This window comes from Leisingera sp. ANG-M1, from assembly GCF_000813745.1.
Classification (GTDB): domain Bacteria; phylum Pseudomonadota; class Alphaproteobacteria; order Rhodobacterales; family Rhodobacteraceae; genus Leisingera.
On the sequence record NZ_JWLC01000019.1, the window covers coordinates 22,568 to 37,932 of the forward strand.

The following is a 15,365-nucleotide window of genomic DNA, read 5'->3' on the forward strand; positions in this document are numbered from 1 at the left end:
AATTCTTGTGCTGCACCCGCGCACAAGTCAATCCTGCGTCAAACATCGAAGGGGCCGTGCATGGCGCAGATCATCATCATTGGCGGCGGGGCGATCGGGTTGGGGCTGGCCTATCATCTGGCCGGGCGGGCCGAGGTCACGGTGCTGGAGCGCAACCAGCTGACCAGCGGCACCAGCTGGCATGCGGCGGGTATCGTCGGGCCGCTGCGGGCGACGCCGAACATGACCGAGCTGGCGATGTATGCGGGAAAGCTGTTTCCGACGCTGGAGGAAGAGGCAGGCCTGTCGACCGGCTACCGCCAGACCGGCGGCTACTGGATCGCCCGTGAAGAGGTCCGGATGGATGAGCTGCACCGGATCGCTGCGCTGGGGCGGCATTTTGGGCTGACGCCCTCCATCGTCGGGCCAGACGGGATCGACGTGCCCGGACTGAACCTGCAAGGGGTCGTGGGCGCCCTGCGGGTCGAGGAAGACGCCAATGTGAACCCGGTCGACCTGTGCATGGCCTATGCCAAGGCCTCCCGCGCCAAGGGGGCGATGATCCGCGAAGGTGTGCAGGTCGAGGCGCTGCTGGTGGAGAATGGCACTTGCAAGGGCGTGCGCCTGGCGGATGGGACGGAGCTGCTGGCAGATCAGGTGGCGCTGTGTGCCGGGGCCTGGTCGAAACGCCTGGCCGATGCTGCCGGGGTGGCGCTGCCTTTGCAGGCAGTGGAGCACATGTATGTGGTGACCGAGGCGATGCAGGGTCTGCCCAATCCCTATCCGGTGCTGCGCGACCTGGACCGCGGCATCTATGTGAAGGGCGACGCGGGCAAGCTGGTTTTCGGCGGCTTTGAACCGCAGGCCAAGGTCTGGGATGCCTACGGCCCCGAAGGCGACCGCCCGTTCCTGGAAATGCCCGAGGATTGGGATCAGTTCATGCCCTTCATGGAGGCGGCGCTGGCGCTGGTGCCGGGGCTGGAGAGCGCTGGCATACAGCATTTCATGAACGGGCCTGAGAGCTTCACTGCCGACACAAGGCCCTTGATCGGTCAGACGCCGGAGGTGGACGGGCTTTATGTGGCGGCGGGGATGAATTCGGTTGGGGTGATGTCCTCGGCCGGCGTGGGCCGGGTGCTGGCGGATTGGATGCTGGCAGGCGAGCCGCCGATGGACCTGTGGGAAGTGGAAATCGCCCGTGTTGACCCGTTGGCCGCCGGGCAGGCTCATATCGAAACCCGGATGGAAGAGGCGGTCAGCGATGCTTTTGCCCTGCATTGGCCTTTCAAACAGCCAAAGGCGGGCCGGGGGCTGCGCAAGTCGGCTTTGCATGACCGCTGGGCCGAGGCAGGGGCGCATTTCGGTCTGACCGCAGGCTGGGAGCGCGGGCTGTGGTACGCGCAGGACGTCCGCGAGCGCAGCCTGCCCTACTCGGTCGGCGATCAGCCCTGGTACCCGATTGCCTGCCGCGAGGCAGCGGTGATGGATGCGGGCGCGGTGATGCTCGACCTCTCCCCATTCGGCAAGTTTGATGTGCAGGGCCCCAAGGCCGTCGCACTGATGCAGTATCTGGCCGCGGGCGACGTGGACGTGGAGCCGGGCCGGGCGGTCTATACGCCGATGCTGAACGCCAAGGGCGGGATCGAGGCGGATGTGACCATCACCCGCCTGGCAAAGGATCGTTTCCGGGTGACGTCCGGGGCGGCAACCCGGCGCAAGGACCTGGCTTGGCTGCGCCGCCATGCGGTCGGCCGCGATGTGCAGGTTACGGATGTAACCGAAGAAGAATGTGTGATCGGCGTCATGGGCGCCGGCGCGCGGGCGGTGCTGGAGGGGTTAAGCTCTGATGATTGGTGGGCTTTTCCTTTCTCCACCGCCCGCGATGCAACGGTTGCCGGGCAGGCGCTGCGGGCCACACGGGTGAGCTTTGTTGGCGAGCTCGGCTGGGAGCTGTCGGTGCCGGCGATCTCCGCAGGCACGGTGTTCGACGCGCTGAAAGAAGCCGGGGTGCGGCCGATGGGCCATTTCGCGCTGGAGGCCTGCCGGATCGAAAAGGGTTTCCGCGCCTGGGGCCATGACCTGGGGCCGGAGATAACACCGCTTGAGGCCGGGCTGGGCTTCACCGTTGCTTGGGATACGGATTTCTTTGGCAAAGACGCTTTGGTAACCCAGAAAGCAAACGGCCTAAGCCACCGGATGGTCTTGTTCAACCTGCCCGGCCATCCGTTGGTGCTGCATGACGAGCCGGTTCTGGAAGAGGGCCGCGTCGTGGGCTTCACCACCTCCGGCGGTCGCGGCGCGCGCACTGGCCTCACCCTGGCGTTGGCGCTGGTGGAGATGCAGCCAGGCGAGACCCTGGCACAGACTTGCGCGCGGCAGTTTGAAATCGAAATCGCAGGGCAGTGCTACGCCGCCGAGGCGCTGCGGCGCCCGCCCTTTGACCCCTCTGGCGAACGGATGAAAGCATGACCACCACAAACGCAAATGTCCTGATCATTGGCGGCGGCGCCATGGGGGTGTCACTGATGTACCACCTGGCCAAGGCTGGCTGGACCGATGTGGTGCTGACGGAAAAGAACGACCTCACCCACGGCTCCACCTGGCATGCGGCTGGCCTGTGCACCCATTTCGCCCATAACCCGACCATCCAAGAGCTGCGGGCAACCTCTGTAAGGCTGTACCGGGATATCCTGCCGGAGGAGACCGGCGATACATGCGGCTTCCACCGCTCGGGCGCGATGCGGATCACCTCGAACCCAGACCGGATGGATGAGTTTGCCCATGTGGCGGGGCTCAGCCGCTTTACCGGCTATGACCTGCAGATGCTGACGCCGGATGATGTTGAGCGGCTGCACCCGCTGGCCCGCACCGAAGGCATCCTTGGAGGGATCTACGAGCCGGACGACGGCCATGTGGACCCCTCGCTGGCGACCAATGCGATGGCCAAGGCGGCGCGGGCCAATGGCGCCACGATCCTGCGCTACAACCCGGTGTCGTCGATCCGGCGCGAAGACGGCGTTTGGGTGGTGGAGACCGAGAAGACAACCATCCGCGCGCGTCACCTGGTCAATGCGGCCGGCACCTGGGGTTGGGAAGTGGGGCATATGATGGGGCTCAACATCCCCTCGGTGCCGGTGCTGCACCAGTATCTGGTGACCGACACTGTGCCTGCGGTGGCGGACCGCATCGCCAAGGGCCTGCCCGAACTGCCGATGATCCGCGATCCGGAGGAAAGCTGGTACGTGCGCCAGGAGCGCGACGGGCTGATCCTTGGGCCTTACGAGAAAGACGCTCAGCCTTGGTCGATCGACGGCTGCCCGCCGGACTTTGGCGCCGACCTGATGCCGCCGGATCTGGACCGGGTCGAGCACATCATCATGGCCGCGATGGAGCGCATCCCGGCTCTGGAAACCGGCGGGGTGAAATCGGTGGTGAACGGCCCGATCACCTTTACCCCGGATGCCAACCCGCTGATCGGCCCGGCACATGGGCTGGAGAATGCCTGGCTGCTGACCGGCTCGTCGATGGGGGTGATGGAGGGCGGCGGCGCGGGCTGGTTTCTGGCCCATTGGATGACGCACGGCGCGCCGCCAATGGATGCGCTGGCAGTGGACAGCCGCCGCTTCGGCAGCTGGGCCGACCGTGATTACCGGGTGGAGAAAGCCATCGAATGCTTTGGCCTGCAGTTTGGCGTGCATTACCCGCATGAGGAACGTCCCGCGGCCCGCGGCAAACGGCTATCGCCGATCCATGATCTGATGGTGGAGCGCGGCGCGGTAATGGGCGCGGCTTATGGCTGGGAACGGCCGAATTGGTTTTCGGACAAGCCGGGCGACGAGGCAGTGCCCAGTTTCCGCCGCTCCAACTGGTTTGAACCGGTGGCGCAGGAATGCCGGACCGTGACTGAATCCGTGGGCCTGGCGGATATGTCGGTGTTCTCGAAATTCGACGTGACTGGCCCGGGTGCGCGCGCTTTTGTCGACTCGATCGGCGCCAATCGTACACCCAGGGCAGGGCGGATCGGCCTGACCCACGCTTTGACCCCGGCCGGCGGGACGCAATCCGAGTTCACGGTCTCGGTTCTGGCCGAAGATCATATCTACCTGACCTGCGCAGCCGCTGCCGAGGAAATGGACGGGGATCTGCTGCGGGCGCGCTCCGAGGGGTTCGACATAACAATCACCCGGGTGACCGAAGACTTTGGTGTGCTGGGGCTGATGGGCCCGAAATCGCGCGATGTGCTGGCCGGTTTGACTGACGCAGACCTTGGCGAAGGTTTCCCCTGGCTGTCCGTGCGCGAGATCACAGTTTCCGGTATTCCGGTGCGCGCTCTGCGGGTGTCTTATGTTGGCGAGCTGGGCTGGGAACTTCATGTCGCAGCAAGCCGGATGCAAGACCTGTTCCTGGCGCTGGAGGCCGCAGGCAAACCGCACGGGCTGGGCTTCTTTGGCGCCTATGCGATGAATGCGATGCGGCTGGAGAAGGGTTACCGCGCCTGGGGCGCTGATTTCACCACCGAGCGCACTCCGGCCGAGACCGGCGCGGACTTCATGATCAAGATGGATCATGCGTTCACAGGCAAGGAAGCGCTGGCGCAGCGGATGGAGGCGGACGACCGCTGGGACATGGTGTTGCTGGAGGTCGAGGCCAAGGATGTGGATCCCTATTATGCCCATGGCGTGCTGCAGGGTGATCGGGTGGTGGGCATTGTAACCTCAGCCGCACATGGCCACCGAACCGGCAAGACACTGGCGCTGGCCTATCTGCGCGACCGCAGCGCCCGCGAGGGGCTGACGGTGGAATTGCTGGGAGAACGCTTGCCTGCGCGGGTGCTGGAAAAGCCGCCATTTGACCCGGAGAACAGCCGGTTGAAAGGATAAATCCAGCCTGGTCTGGCGGCTGGCCTCCTGACGGGGTAAAGGTGGGGCTCCCTGATATATGAACTGATCGGAGTCCTGCTTGACCGACACAGAAAAGGCCTATGAGGCGTTGGAAGCCATGGTTGTCATCGGCCAGTTGGCCCCCGGCAGCCTGCATACCGAACGCGAGTTGGGGGAGATGCTGCAGTTGGGCCGCACTCCGGTGCGCGAGGCGTTGCAGAAGCTGGCGCATGAGGGGCTGGTGGAGATCCAATCGCGCCGCGGCATCTTTGTGCCGCCGGTCAGTGCCGAGGATCAGCAGAAGCTGCTCAGGGTGCGCCGGGCGGTTGAGGCGCTTTGTGTCGAGTCCGCCTGCGAGAATGCCACCGAGGCACAGCGCCAAGCGATGGCTGCGCTGGCCGCCGCAATGCCGGAAGCTGCGCAGAATGTCGGCAACCGAACCGATTTCCTGGCCAGTCTGCGCGCGGCCCATCTGGCCCTGACAGACGCCGCCGAGAATCCGTTCCTGTTACGCGCCATGCGCCCGGTGCAGGGGCTGTCGCGGCGGTTCTGGTTTTTTCACGCCACCTTTGAGGATTACCAGAAGGCCGCTGCGCTGCATGCCGCGGTGCTTGAGGCGGTGAGCCGCGGCGACAAGGCCGCGGCAGGCGCGGCCTCGCATGCGTTGATCGACTATCTGGAAGGCTTCACCCAGGCCACACGCGGCCTGCGTCCGGCGGCGGGGTAGGGTTAGGGACGGAAGGCCTCGATCCGCTCCCAGTCGATGCGCATGCCAAGGCCCGGCGCTTCGGGCACCGGCAGGTGGCCGTCCGCGTCAAAACGGATGTCCTCGCGGGTCACCGCCCACCGCAGCGGTGAGTTCGAGGTGGAGAACTCGGCCATCTCCAGCGGATCGCGGCTGGCCAGCACATGCAGGTTTGCGGCCAGCGTCAGGTTGGAGTTCCAGCCATGCGGCGCGATCCTTGTGCAGCCATTGCGCGCCGCCATTGCCTGCAGCTTGACCAGCCCGGTCAGCCCGCCGATGTGCGACAGGTCGGGTTGGGCGATGTCGACAATGCCGGCTTCAAAGAATGGCCGCCACTCCAGCGGCGCGGTGAGGCCCAGATCACCCACCCCCACCGGCAATCCGCAGCCCTTGAGTAGCGCGTGACCGTCGATGTCATCCAGCGGTAAGGGCGCCTCCAGCCAGTGGATGCCGCAATCATGCAGCACCGGCAGCATCCGGTTCACGTCCTCGACCGTGTCAAAGGCGGTGATGGCGTCGACCATCAGCGGGAAATCCTTGCCCAGATGGTCCCGGGCGGTGCGGATCAGCAGCTCGGCCAGCGCCGGGTCCTCGTGCCAGAATCGGTCGGCAGCGATCTTGATGCCAACAGGGTTATAGGCGGCAACCGCGCGGTCCAGCTTGCGCCGTGCGTCATCTGGGCAGCGGCCGAGCGGGTAGATGGTGACATAGCCGGGCACCCGGCTGTGCTTGCGCCCGCCCAGCAGTTCGGAGACGGATTTGCCCTCGGCCTTGCCCTTCAGATCCCAGAGCGCGATGTCGATGCCGGAGATCGCATGCATCACCAGCCCGCGGCGGCCGATGAAGCTGGTCTGCTCCAGCATGTCCTGCCAGCGGGCTTCAATATCCGAGGCGTCCTTGCCGATCAGGATTTCGCGCAGGCCCCGCTGCAGCGGCGAGCGGGTCGGGGCGGAGATGATCGCGTTGGCGATCGAGGGGATGGTGTCGATTTCGGCAATGCCCATCAGCCCGTCATCGGTGCTGATCCGGATCAGGCAGGTGGAATAGGCCGTGTCATGCGCGTCCTGGCCGTCGGGCTTGGCCGCGTAAAGTTCGATGACGCCGATGTCGGTGATGCGCATGGGGGTATCTTTCGAAAAGGTCGCGGGCGGTCCGAAGGCCGCCCGGTTATCTTAGCTCATTCGGCCGGCTGAACGGCTTTTTGCGCTGCAGCCTGCGCCTGAGGCGCGGTGCCCTTCAGGTCGCGGATGAAGCTCAGCACCATCACCAGCAAGAGAACGATCATCGGCAGCGCGGTAATAACCGAGGCGCTTTGCACCGACTTCAGGCCGCCGACAAACATCAGCGCCATCGGCAAGAGCGCCACTGCAAAGGCCCAGAACAGGCGGTTCCAGCGCGCCGGGTGCTGATCCTCTTCCAGGTTCTGGCTGGTCACCGCGGCCAGGGTGTATGAGGCGGAGTCGAAGGTGGTGGCCAGGTAAACCAGCGCCACAATGCAGAAGACAGCAACCATCACGCCGGAGAGCGGCAGGGTGGCGATCACGTTGATGATGGTCGCCGGGCCGCCGTTTTCGCCGAGCGATTTGGTAACGTCATAGGCGCCGGTCAGCTCCAGATCCATCGCGTAGTTGCCGAGGATGGCAAAGTAGACCGCGCAGCCCGCGGTGCCGAAGAACAGCATGCCGCCGATCAGCCCGCGGATCGTGCGCCCGCGCGAAATCTTGGCCACGAACAGCCCCATGAACGGGGCATAGACGATCCACCAGGCCCAGTAGAAGATGGTCCAGCCCTCGGGGAAGCCCGACTGGGTGACCGGGTCGGTCCAGGTGTTGAGGCGGACAAAGTTCTGCAGCATCAGGCCGATGGCATTGGTGCCGGTCTTGATCATGAAGGCGGTGGGGCCGACGATCAGCACAAAGGCCAAGAGCGCCAGGGCCAGGCCGGTGTTGAGGTTGGACAGGAGCTTGATGCCCTTTTCCAGGCCGGACCAGACGCTTACCGCAAAGATCGCGGTGCAGGCCAGGAGCACGGTCAGTTTCAGGCCGAAGCTGTCCTCGATCCCGGTCAGATGGGTGACGCCGGCCGCGATCAATGGGGTGCCGAGGCCTAGCGAGGTGCCCGCCGCGCCCAAGAGGCCGAACATGAAGATGATATCGATCAGCTTGCCCAGCGGGCCGTCGACCAGACCGCCCAGGAAGCCGCGGCACACCTCGGAGATCTTCAGCACGTGGATGCCGCGCACATAATAGCTGTAAGCGATGATCACGGTGGGCACCGCATAGAAGGCCCAGGCGGTCACGCCCCAGTGGAAGATGCCGTACATTGCCGCCCATTCGGCGGCGCGTTCGCTGCGGGCCTCGATGCCCAGCGGGGGCGAGTTGTAGTAGTAGTTCCACTCGATCACCGACCAGTAGAGGATGCCGGAGGCGATACCTGCGCAGAACAGCATCGCTGCCCAACTGAAGGTCGAGAAATCGGGGGTGTGCTCGCCCAGGCGGGTGCGGCCGTGCTGGCCGAACGCCAGCCAGCTCAGGAACACCAGCGAACCAAGTCCGGCCCACAGGTAGGTCACGCCAAAGGTCTTGGTCATGAAGTTGAACAGATCGCCCAGCACGGCGCCGCTGGCGTCGGGCCAGAGGATCAGCGGAACGCAGATTGCGAACAGGGCTATGAACGTCGCCGCAAAGGTGATGCGGTCGAGCTTGGGGGTCGGCATAAGGTTTCTCCTCCCTAATGCGCGTTTCGGGGATGGGGGTAGAGGGCGCCGTTACAGGCGTGCGCCCTCCTGGTTCAGCAGGGTGCGGATGTCGGCGCCCTGAATGTCGCGGATGGCGATGTTTTCCTTGATGGAAAGGTCCGCAGCCAGCGCCGCGGCGTGGCCGTAACCGAAGCACTGTGCCGTCACCCGGGCCGAGGCCAGGGCCTCATGCTCAGCCGACAGGCAGCGGCCCGCCACGATGATGTTCTCGCCCTTCACCGGCACCAGGGTGCCATAGGGGATTTCGTAGGTATCATCGAACAGCCATTCGACCTTGGGCTTGGTGCCCGCGTGCAGCTCGATCGGCCAGGGCGAGCGGGCGATGGCGTCGGCGGATTTGGCGCGGCCCAGCACGTCGTCATTGGTCAGCGTGGCGATGCCGGTGACGGTGCGGGTCTGGCGGATGCCGATCTCGACGCCGGTGTCGTTCACGTAGCCCTCTTCGCAGCCGGGGATGTGGCGGCGCAGGAAGTCGGCGTATTCGCGCACCTGCAGGCGGGCGACCAGCTCGCCCTCGGAGTGATCCACCGGATTGGTCACATCGAGGTCGCGGCCGTCGAAACCGAGGATGCGGGTGGCGTTGACCATCAGCTCGCCGGGGCGGGTGGTCGGGAAAATCCAGATCTTCTTGCGCGGCAGGCGGGCACCTTCGGGGTCGGCAGCGATCAGCTGGTCGATCACCTTTTGCGGGCTGATGGTGTCTTCGCCCCAATATTCGCTGAAGCGGTCCACATCGATGCCGCCCATCCGGAAAATCATCGTCGGGTTCTGGATCGCGCCGTTGTTGCCCTTGGTGGTCTTAAAGCCTGCGCGGTGGATCACGTCGCCGTCGCCTGATGCATCGATGATCCGCTTGGCACGGACCTGCGCCAGGCCGGATTTCGAGTTGACGATGACGCCGCCAAAGGCATCGCCCTCCATCAGCACGCCAACGACTTGGGAGTGGTAGAGGATCTGTACGCCGGCCTCGCACAGGAAACCGTCGGCGACCTCGCGCCAGACCAGCGGGTCGTGGGTGACGGTGAAGGTCTTGCCATAGCGCTGCGGGCCGCTGACGCCATTGCGGCTCTCAAGCGCGGCGCGGAATTTCTCGGCCCAGCCGAAGATCACCTGTTCGGGCGCTGCCTTTTCGTTTTCTGTCGACAGGAACATGCCGCAGATGGTGCCCGAGAGACCCGCCACCGCGCCGCCGCCGCAGAAGCCGTAGCGCTCGATCAGCAGCACCGAGCGGCCCTTGCGGCCCAGGGTCTCGGCCGCGGCAACACCGGCCGCGCCGCCGCCGACCACAACAACGTCGACATCGGCAAACACCGGCAGGCCGCTTCCGGCCTGCTCAACATAGGTGCGCTGCCACTGGCTCTCAAACTCACTCATCGGGCTCTCCCTGGCTTGCATCCGGGGCCATTGGGCCCGCCGGACAGGTTGGATCAATTGGCGCATTAACTGATATATCTATTGATGGGCAAGATGTTTTGTCATAATTGGAAAGCGCGCCCCAGCGGCGCACCAGGTTCACCATGCCGCATGTGAGGGCGCGTAAATGACTGAAATGACAGAAGATCGTTTTGGCAGGATCGAGAGAATCCAGGTCTATGTCGTGAAGACCGGGATCCCGAAATTCTCCTGGTCGCCGACCATGCCGGCGCTGCTGACCACCAATACCATCGCCCGAATCACCACCTCGGACGGCTACGAGGGGGCAGGCGGCGTATTCTCCTGCACCGAGCATGATTTCGACCGCGCCGTGGCCGAGGGCATGCGGCCGCTGTTGAAGGGCCTCCTGGGCCGCCAGGCGCTGCGGCGCGAGGACATCTGGAAATGGATGCAGCTGCGCCGCCTGTCGATCCCCAACACCTCAATAGCCGGGCTGGACATCGCGATGTGGGATCTGGCCGCGAAACGCGCCGACATGCCGCTCTATATGTTCCTTGGCGGCGCCCGCGACCGGGTCAAGGCCTATGCTTCAATGCAGGTGTTCGACGGGCCGGAACCCTATGTCGATCACATCAGCGAGCTGCAGGAGCAGGGATTTTCCGCCTTCAAGTTCCACTACAAATGCGAGCCGGATGCCGACATCGAAATGATGCGCCGGGTGCATGAGGCACATGGCGGCAAAGGGCTCGACTTCATGTTCGACGCTGATGCCTACTACAGCCACAAGGGCGCGCTGAAAGTGGCCCGGGCGATGTATGAAATGGGCTATGTCTGGCTGGAGGCGCCGTTCCCGGATCACGATCTGGACGGCTACCGCGAGCTGCGCCGCCGTACAGAACTGCCGATCCTGCCGGGCGGCAATACCATCGTCGACCTGCCCAGCATCGCCCATGCCATGCGGCACGATTGCTGGGACGGGGTGCGTATCGATGCAACCACCGCAGGGGGCATCACGCCCTCGCGCAAGGTGATGGCGCTGGCCGAGGCCAACAACTTCAACGTCGAATTCCAAAGCTGGGGCTGCGCCCTGTCGATGGCCGCCAACATGCATCTGATGCTGGCGCATGATAACTGCGACTATTTCGAGATGCCGGTGCCATATGCCGATTTCCAGGTCGACGCGCTGGGACGGATCGAAGTGGACAGCGAAGGCTATGTGAATGCGTCCTCGCTGCCGGGTCTGGGGCTGGAAATCGACTGGGACGCGGTCGAGGACATGACAATTTTCAAGATCGATGTGCATGAGTGAACGGCACCAGGGAAGGCGGAGCTGACCAGCGGCTTCGCCTTATAAACATGGCAAAACACCGGAGACTGAAAGAGGAGCGTCATTCCTGCCGCAAACGTGCCTGATTAGGGGCGTGCAACCTGCTGATTTGGAACAGCCTGGCAGAGAGGAATGCGCATATGTCTGAACGGTTTGCCTATGTGAACGGCGAAATCCTGGCGGAAACAGAGGCCTCTGTCTCGATCCGGGACATGGGGCTGGTCTATGGCGACAGCGTGTTCGACACTGCGCGCACCTTTGGCGGCATACTGTTCAAACTCGCCGAGCATGTCGACCGGCTGCTGGACAGCCTTGCCTATGCGAGGATCGATGCCGGAATGAGCCGGGCGGAGTTCATTGATGCCACCGAGCGCCTGGTGGCGGCGAACCTGCCGATGCTGCGCGATGGTGAAGATTACTGGGTAACGATCCGTGTCACCAGCGGGTTGCAGAGCTTTGACGGAGAGCCTGCGCGCAATACCGGCGCCACGGTCGTGATCGACTGCATCCCGATCCCGCTGAGGGCGCGGGCGCCCTTCTTCAAACATGGTATAGAGGCGCGTATTGCAGAACGCTGCCGGATTGCGCCGCAGGCCATCTCGCCCAATGCCAAGACGAACAACTACCTCAACATGATCCTGGCGCAGAAGGAAATTTCGGCTGCCTATCCCGGCGCCTGGGCGCTGATGCCCGACCAGAATGGCAACCTGGCCGAAGGCGCAGGGTGCAATTTCTTTGTGGTCAAGGATGGCGAGGTGATGACACCGGCAACCGAATTCGTGCTGGCCGGCGTCAGCCGCCAGGTGGTGAGTGATTTGTGCCGGGATCTGGGCATTCCTTTGCGCGAAACGGATCTGCCGCTGGAAACCGCCCTGCAGGCGCAGGAGGCGTTCTTTACCTCGACCAGCCTTTGCGCCTGCCCGGTGGCTTCGCTGAACGGACATGCATTTTCATCGGGTGTGCCCGGACCGGTCACGCAGCGCATCATGGACGGTTTCGCCCAAGTTGCCGGCATGGATTACGTTGCCCAGTACCTGAATTTCCTGTCGGATAGCGTGCCCGGTACCGGGCTGTAGAATCCCGGCCTGGCCGCCGCCGGGATGCGTGCATCTGGCTCGGTTTTGCAAAATCGCCGTAAAATTGCTATTATCAGTCCCGTTTTAATGGATTTGTTCGCAAACCTCTGCGGCAATTTCAAAGACTTGCCTTCCTCTTAGGCCTCTGGCCCAAGGCGCTGCCGCACATTCTGACAGCGGACAAGCCTGCGGTGCAACACCTGCCGGGAGAGAAGGAGCGTGCAATGGACAGCCTCCTGACGCTTTTGCCAATGCTGGTCAAAATGGCCATCGTGGTGGGCGTGCTGCTGCTGCTGCCGCTGCCGCTCACTTGGATGGAGCGCAAAATTGCCGCCCATATCCAGCAGCGCCCGGGGCCGATGCGGGTGGGATGGCACGGGCTGCTGCAGCCCTTGGCCGATGCGCTGAAGCTGCTGACCAAAGAGGACCACATCCCGGCCGATGCCGACCGCCGCCTGTTTGCCATGGCGCCGGTGGTGGCGCTGGTGCCGCCGTTCCTGGTGTTCACCGCCATTCCCTTTGGCACGCCGGTGCAGCTGTTCGGGCAGGAGGTCACGCTGATGATCTCGGACATGAACGTGGGGCTTTTGTTCATCCTGGCGGTTTCCGGCATCGGCGTTTTCGGCACCATCCTGGCGGGCTGGTCGTCGAACAGTAAATACGCGGTGCTGGGCAGCCTGCGGTCAATCGCGCAGATGATCTCCTATGAAATCCCGATGGGGTTTTCGGTGATCGGCGTGGTGATGCTGGCACAGTCCATGAACCTGAGTCAGATCGTGGCGGCGCAGGAAGGCCTGTGGAATATCGTACTGCAGCCCATCGGCTTCTTCGTTTTCTTCGTGGCCGGTCTGGCCGAGGCGCAGCGCATCCCCTTTGACTTGCCCGAGGCCGAGGGCGACCTGGGCGCGGGTTATCACACCGAATACAGCGGCATCCGGTTTTCGCTGTTCATGCTGGCGGAATACCTGGTGGTGGTGATGCTGGCGGCGCTCAACGTACTCTTGTTCTTCGGCGGCTGGAACGGCGCGCCGCCGTTTGTGCCGGAGCCCGTGTGGTTCCTGCTGAAGGTTGGCTTCTTTGTCTGGGTGTTCATGTGGTTCCGCTTCACCTTCCCGCGCTACCGCTATGACCAGCTGATGACCATCGGATGGAAGGTGTTGCTGCCGCTCTCGCTGCTGAACATCCTGGTCAGCGGCCTGTGGATGCTGTGATCCGGAGAAAATGAAATGGCACGGACATCGGTGAAAAAATCAGGCTGGATCGGCAGGATCTTCTTTGCCGATCTGCTGGCTGGGCTGCGTTTGACCTTGCGCTATATGTTCTCGCACCCGGTCACCCACCGCTACCCGGACCACGAAAAATGGGTGCCGTACCCGCGCCACCGGGGCCATCACTTCATCAAGACCAACGAGGAGGGCGACGTGAACTGTGTGGCCTGCGAGCTGTGCTCGCAGATCTGCCCCTGCGATTGCATCACCGTCATTCCCTTTGAAAACGAGAAGGGCGACCGGCGCCCGCAGGTGTTCGATATCAACCTGGCACGCTGCCTTTACTGCGGGTTGTGCGAGGACGCCTGTCCGGCGGACGCAATCAAACTAGGTCAAGAATATGAGGTCGCCTGCGATGACCGGCCCAAGCTGGTGGTGCATCTGGAGGATCTGGTGGCCGCGCCGCGCAAGGCAGAGGACGGCGGCCAGCTGCGGCCTGCCCGTCTGCAGCCGGATGGAAGCGGGCGTTCGGTGGAAGCTGCAGGGGCGAAGTCGCAGGGCCAAGACTGGTGGCGGCACATCCGGAAGGGAAAGTAGATTTGGTTGCGGCGGGCGTCTTTTGAGACGGGCGCGGCCGCCGCAGTAAAGAGGGGGGCGCAAATGTATGTCAAAGCGGTGCTGGGGGCCAAGGGGTTTGAAACCTATACAGTGGCCCCGGACGACAGCGTTCTGACGGCGCTGCAGCTGTTCAATGACAAAAAGATCGGCTTTGCCGTGGTCAAAGGTGCGGGCGGCGAGCCGCTGGGCGGAGTTTCGGAACGGGAAATCTGCAAGGCGCTGGCCGACCCGGACAGCGCCGGGCGGCAGACGCCGGTGCGCGATGTGATGACCACCGAGGTGGTTACCTGCGCGCCGGATGACAACCTGATCAAGATCATGGCTTTGATGACCAAAAAGCGCAGCCGCCACATGCTTGTCTGCGATGCCGAAGGGCTGTGCGGCGTGATCAGCATCGGCGACGTGGTCAAGCATCGGCTCGACGAGATCATGCGCGAGGAAGAAGAGCTGCTGAAATACATCGACGGCACCGGCTATAGCGCCTGAAGACTGCGTGGGTGGGCAGACAGAAGAGCGGGAGATCACATACAGGGAGGGCATTGATGGAACAGGCATTTTTTCTGCTGCTTGCGGCGGTGGCGGTGACGGCGGCGCTGCTGGTTGTGCTGGCCCGCAACCCGATCCACAGCGCCCTGGCCCTGGTTGCCTGCTTAGTGCAGATCGCCGCGCTTTACGTGCTGCTGGGGGCGCCCTTTCTCGCCGTTATCCAGATTTTCGTTTATGTCGGCGCGGTCATGGTGTTGTTCCTGTTTGTCATCATGATGCTGGATGTGCGCAAAGAGGCGCAGGTGCGGTTCCTGCGCGGCCCGCTGCTGCCGGGGCTTGTTGTGCTCGCTGTGCTGGCGGGCGAGATGATTGCGCTGCTGCTGCACAGCACCCGGCTGCATGCGGTGATGGGGCCGGGGCAGCCGGTTCTGGAGCAGCCCTCGGTGGCGGATCTCAGCTTGTTGCTGTTCCAGGAGTATCTGCTGCCGTTTGAAGTTGCGTCGGTGATCCTGCTGGTGGCGCTGATCGGCGCGGTGGTGCTGGCGCGCGAAGACGGCGCAAGCGCTGCAAAGGCGGCGCGCAAGGAGCCGCGCGGGGCGGCGCGATGATCCCCACCTCCTGGTATCTGATCCTGGCCGCCGTGCTGTTTGTAATCGGCGGCGCCGGGGTTCTGCTGCGGCGCAATGTGCTGATTGTGCTGATGTCGCTGGAGCTGATGCTGAACAGCGTGACCATCAACCTGGTCGCCTTCGGCCATGTGCTGCAGGACCTGCGCGGCCAGATTATCGCGATCTTTGTCATTGCGATCACTGCTGCCGAGGTGGCGGTGGCATTGGGGATTCTGGTCGCGCTTTTGCGCAACAAGCATTCGCTGGAAGTGGATGAGCTGACTGTTTTGAAAGGGTGAACGGGTG

The 15,365-nt window shown here is 63.7% G+C and carries 13 protein-coding genes; 10 read left to right on the forward strand and 3 right to left on the reverse strand.

The genetic code is table 11. The annotated features are described in order from the left end of the window. Nucleotides 1–60: 60 nt before the first annotated feature. The 3 genes from RA19_RS16145 to RA19_RS16155 all read left to right on the forward strand — a co-directional run bounded on the left by RA19_RS16145 (nucleotide 61) and on the right by RA19_RS16155 (nucleotide 5,586). Nucleotides 61–2,448, forward strand: a complete 2,388-nt coding sequence (locus tag RA19_RS16145) for a GcvT family protein (protein ID WP_039164448.1) — start codon at nucleotides 61–63, stop codon at nucleotides 2,446–2,448. Next, nucleotides 2,445–4,859, forward strand: coding sequence for a GcvT family protein (locus RA19_RS16150; protein WP_039164450.1), 2,415 nt, complete (start codon nucleotides 2,445–2,447; stop codon nucleotides 4,857–4,859). Before RA19_RS16145 ends, RA19_RS16150 begins: the two co-directional genes overlap by 4 nt. A gap of 79 nt (nucleotides 4,860–4,938) precedes the next feature. Then, complete coding sequence (locus tag RA19_RS16155; protein ID WP_039164453.1) at nucleotides 4,939–5,586, forward strand: GntR family transcriptional regulator; 648 nt, start codon at nucleotides 4,939–4,941, stop codon at nucleotides 5,584–5,586. Nucleotides 5,587–5,588: 2 nt separating this feature from the next. Here the strand turns inward: RA19_RS16155 and RA19_RS16160 are convergent, their stop codons facing one another. Genes RA19_RS16160 through RA19_RS16170 form a run of 3 tightly spaced genes read right to left on the reverse strand, consistent with a single transcriptional unit; the run spans nucleotide 5,589 to nucleotide 9,736 of the window. Beyond that, on the reverse strand, nucleotides 5,589–6,725 hold the full coding sequence (locus tag RA19_RS16160) for a mandelate racemase/muconate lactonizing enzyme family protein (RefSeq protein WP_039164460.1): 1,137 nt from the start codon (nucleotides 6,723–6,725) through the stop codon (nucleotides 5,589–5,591). 56 nt (nucleotides 6,726–6,781) lie between these two features. Then, a complete protein-coding gene (locus RA19_RS16165; RefSeq protein WP_052261830.1) occupies nucleotides 6,782–8,320 on the reverse strand; it encodes a BCCT family transporter in 1,539 nt (512 codons plus the stop codon). 51 nt (nucleotides 8,321–8,371) lie between these two features. Then, nucleotides 8,372–9,736, reverse strand: coding sequence for an FAD-dependent oxidoreductase (locus RA19_RS16170; RefSeq protein ID WP_052261831.1), 1,365 nt, complete (start codon nucleotides 9,734–9,736; stop codon nucleotides 8,372–8,374). 166 nt (nucleotides 9,737–9,902) lie between these two features. On the opposite strand from RA19_RS16170, the gene RA19_RS16175 reads away from it, so the two are divergent. The 7 genes from RA19_RS16175 (at nucleotide 9,903) to nuoK (ending at nucleotide 15,358) form a co-directional block, all read left to right on the forward strand. Beyond that, nucleotides 9,903–11,045 carry a mandelate racemase/muconate lactonizing enzyme family protein gene (locus tag RA19_RS16175; protein WP_052261832.1) on the forward strand — a complete coding sequence of 381 codons (1,143 nt, stop codon included), beginning with the start codon at nucleotides 9,903–9,905 and terminating at the stop codon, nucleotides 11,043–11,045. A gap of 158 nt (nucleotides 11,046–11,203) precedes the next feature. Continuing rightward, nucleotides 11,204–12,139 carry an aminotransferase class IV gene (locus RA19_RS16180; protein ID WP_039164462.1) on the forward strand — a complete coding sequence of 312 codons (936 nt, stop codon included), beginning with the start codon at nucleotides 11,204–11,206 and terminating at the stop codon, nucleotides 12,137–12,139. A 224-nt stretch (nucleotides 12,140–12,363) separates the two neighbouring features. Next, a complete protein-coding gene (gene nuoH, locus RA19_RS16185; protein ID WP_039164463.1) occupies nucleotides 12,364–13,350 on the forward strand; it encodes an NADH-quinone oxidoreductase subunit NuoH in 987 nt (328 codons plus the stop codon). A gap of 15 nt (nucleotides 13,351–13,365) precedes the next feature. Beyond that, the gene (locus tag RA19_RS16190; protein ID WP_039164464.1) at nucleotides 13,366–13,944 is read left to right on the forward strand and encodes a 4Fe-4S dicluster domain-containing protein; all 579 of its coding nucleotides are present in this window, start codon (nucleotides 13,366–13,368) and stop codon (nucleotides 13,942–13,944) included. A gap of 63 nt (nucleotides 13,945–14,007) precedes the next feature. Continuing rightward, nucleotides 14,008–14,451, forward strand: coding sequence for a CBS domain-containing protein (locus tag RA19_RS16195; RefSeq protein WP_039164469.1), 444 nt, complete (start codon nucleotides 14,008–14,010; stop codon nucleotides 14,449–14,451). 56 nt (nucleotides 14,452–14,507) lie between these two features. Beyond that, nucleotides 14,508–15,059 (forward strand): NADH-quinone oxidoreductase subunit J family protein, encoded by a 552-nt coding sequence (locus RA19_RS16200; protein ID WP_039164471.1) that lies wholly within the window; start codon nucleotides 14,508–14,510, stop codon nucleotides 15,057–15,059. After that, a complete protein-coding gene (gene nuoK / locus RA19_RS16205; protein ID WP_039164473.1) occupies nucleotides 15,056–15,358 on the forward strand; it encodes an NADH-quinone oxidoreductase subunit NuoK in 303 nt (100 codons plus the stop codon). Before RA19_RS16200 ends, nuoK begins: the two co-directional genes overlap by 4 nt. The last annotated feature ends 7 nt before the right edge of the window (nucleotides 15,359–15,365 follow it).

Coding starts and splice junctions, on each gene's coding strand:
- RA19_RS16145 (WP_039164448.1), top strand. CDS start 61: ATGGCGCAGATCATCATCATTGGCGGCGGGGCGATCGGGTTGGGGCTG.
- RA19_RS16150 (WP_039164450.1), top strand. CDS start 2,445: ATGACCACCACAAACGCAAATGTCCTGATCATTGGCGGCGGCGCCATG.
- RA19_RS16190 (WP_039164464.1), top strand. CDS start 13,366: ATGGCACGGACATCGGTGAAAAAATCAGGCTGGATCGGCAGGATCTTC.
- RA19_RS16195 (WP_039164469.1), top strand. CDS start 14,008: ATGTATGTCAAAGCGGTGCTGGGGGCCAAGGGGTTTGAAACCTATACA.
- RA19_RS16180 (WP_039164462.1), top strand. CDS start 11,204: ATGTCTGAACGGTTTGCCTATGTGAACGGCGAAATCCTGGCGGAAACA.
- nuoH (WP_039164463.1), top strand. CDS start 12,364: ATGGACAGCCTCCTGACGCTTTTGCCAATGCTGGTCAAAATGGCCATC.
- RA19_RS16165 (WP_052261830.1), bottom strand. CDS start 8,320: ATGCCGACCCCCAAGCTCGACCGCATCACCTTTGCGGCGACGTTCATA.
- RA19_RS16170 (WP_052261831.1), bottom strand. CDS start 9,736: ATGAGTGAGTTTGAGAGCCAGTGGCAGCGCACCTATGTTGAGCAGGCC.
- RA19_RS16200 (WP_039164471.1), top strand. CDS start 14,508: ATGGAACAGGCATTTTTTCTGCTGCTTGCGGCGGTGGCGGTGACGGCG.
- RA19_RS16160 (WP_039164460.1), bottom strand. CDS start 6,725: ATGCGCATCACCGACATCGGCGTCATCGAACTTTACGCGGCCAAGCCC.
- RA19_RS16175 (WP_052261832.1), top strand. CDS start 9,903: ATGACTGAAATGACAGAAGATCGTTTTGGCAGGATCGAGAGAATCCAG.
- nuoK (WP_039164473.1), top strand. CDS start 15,056: ATGATCCCCACCTCCTGGTATCTGATCCTGGCCGCCGTGCTGTTTGTA.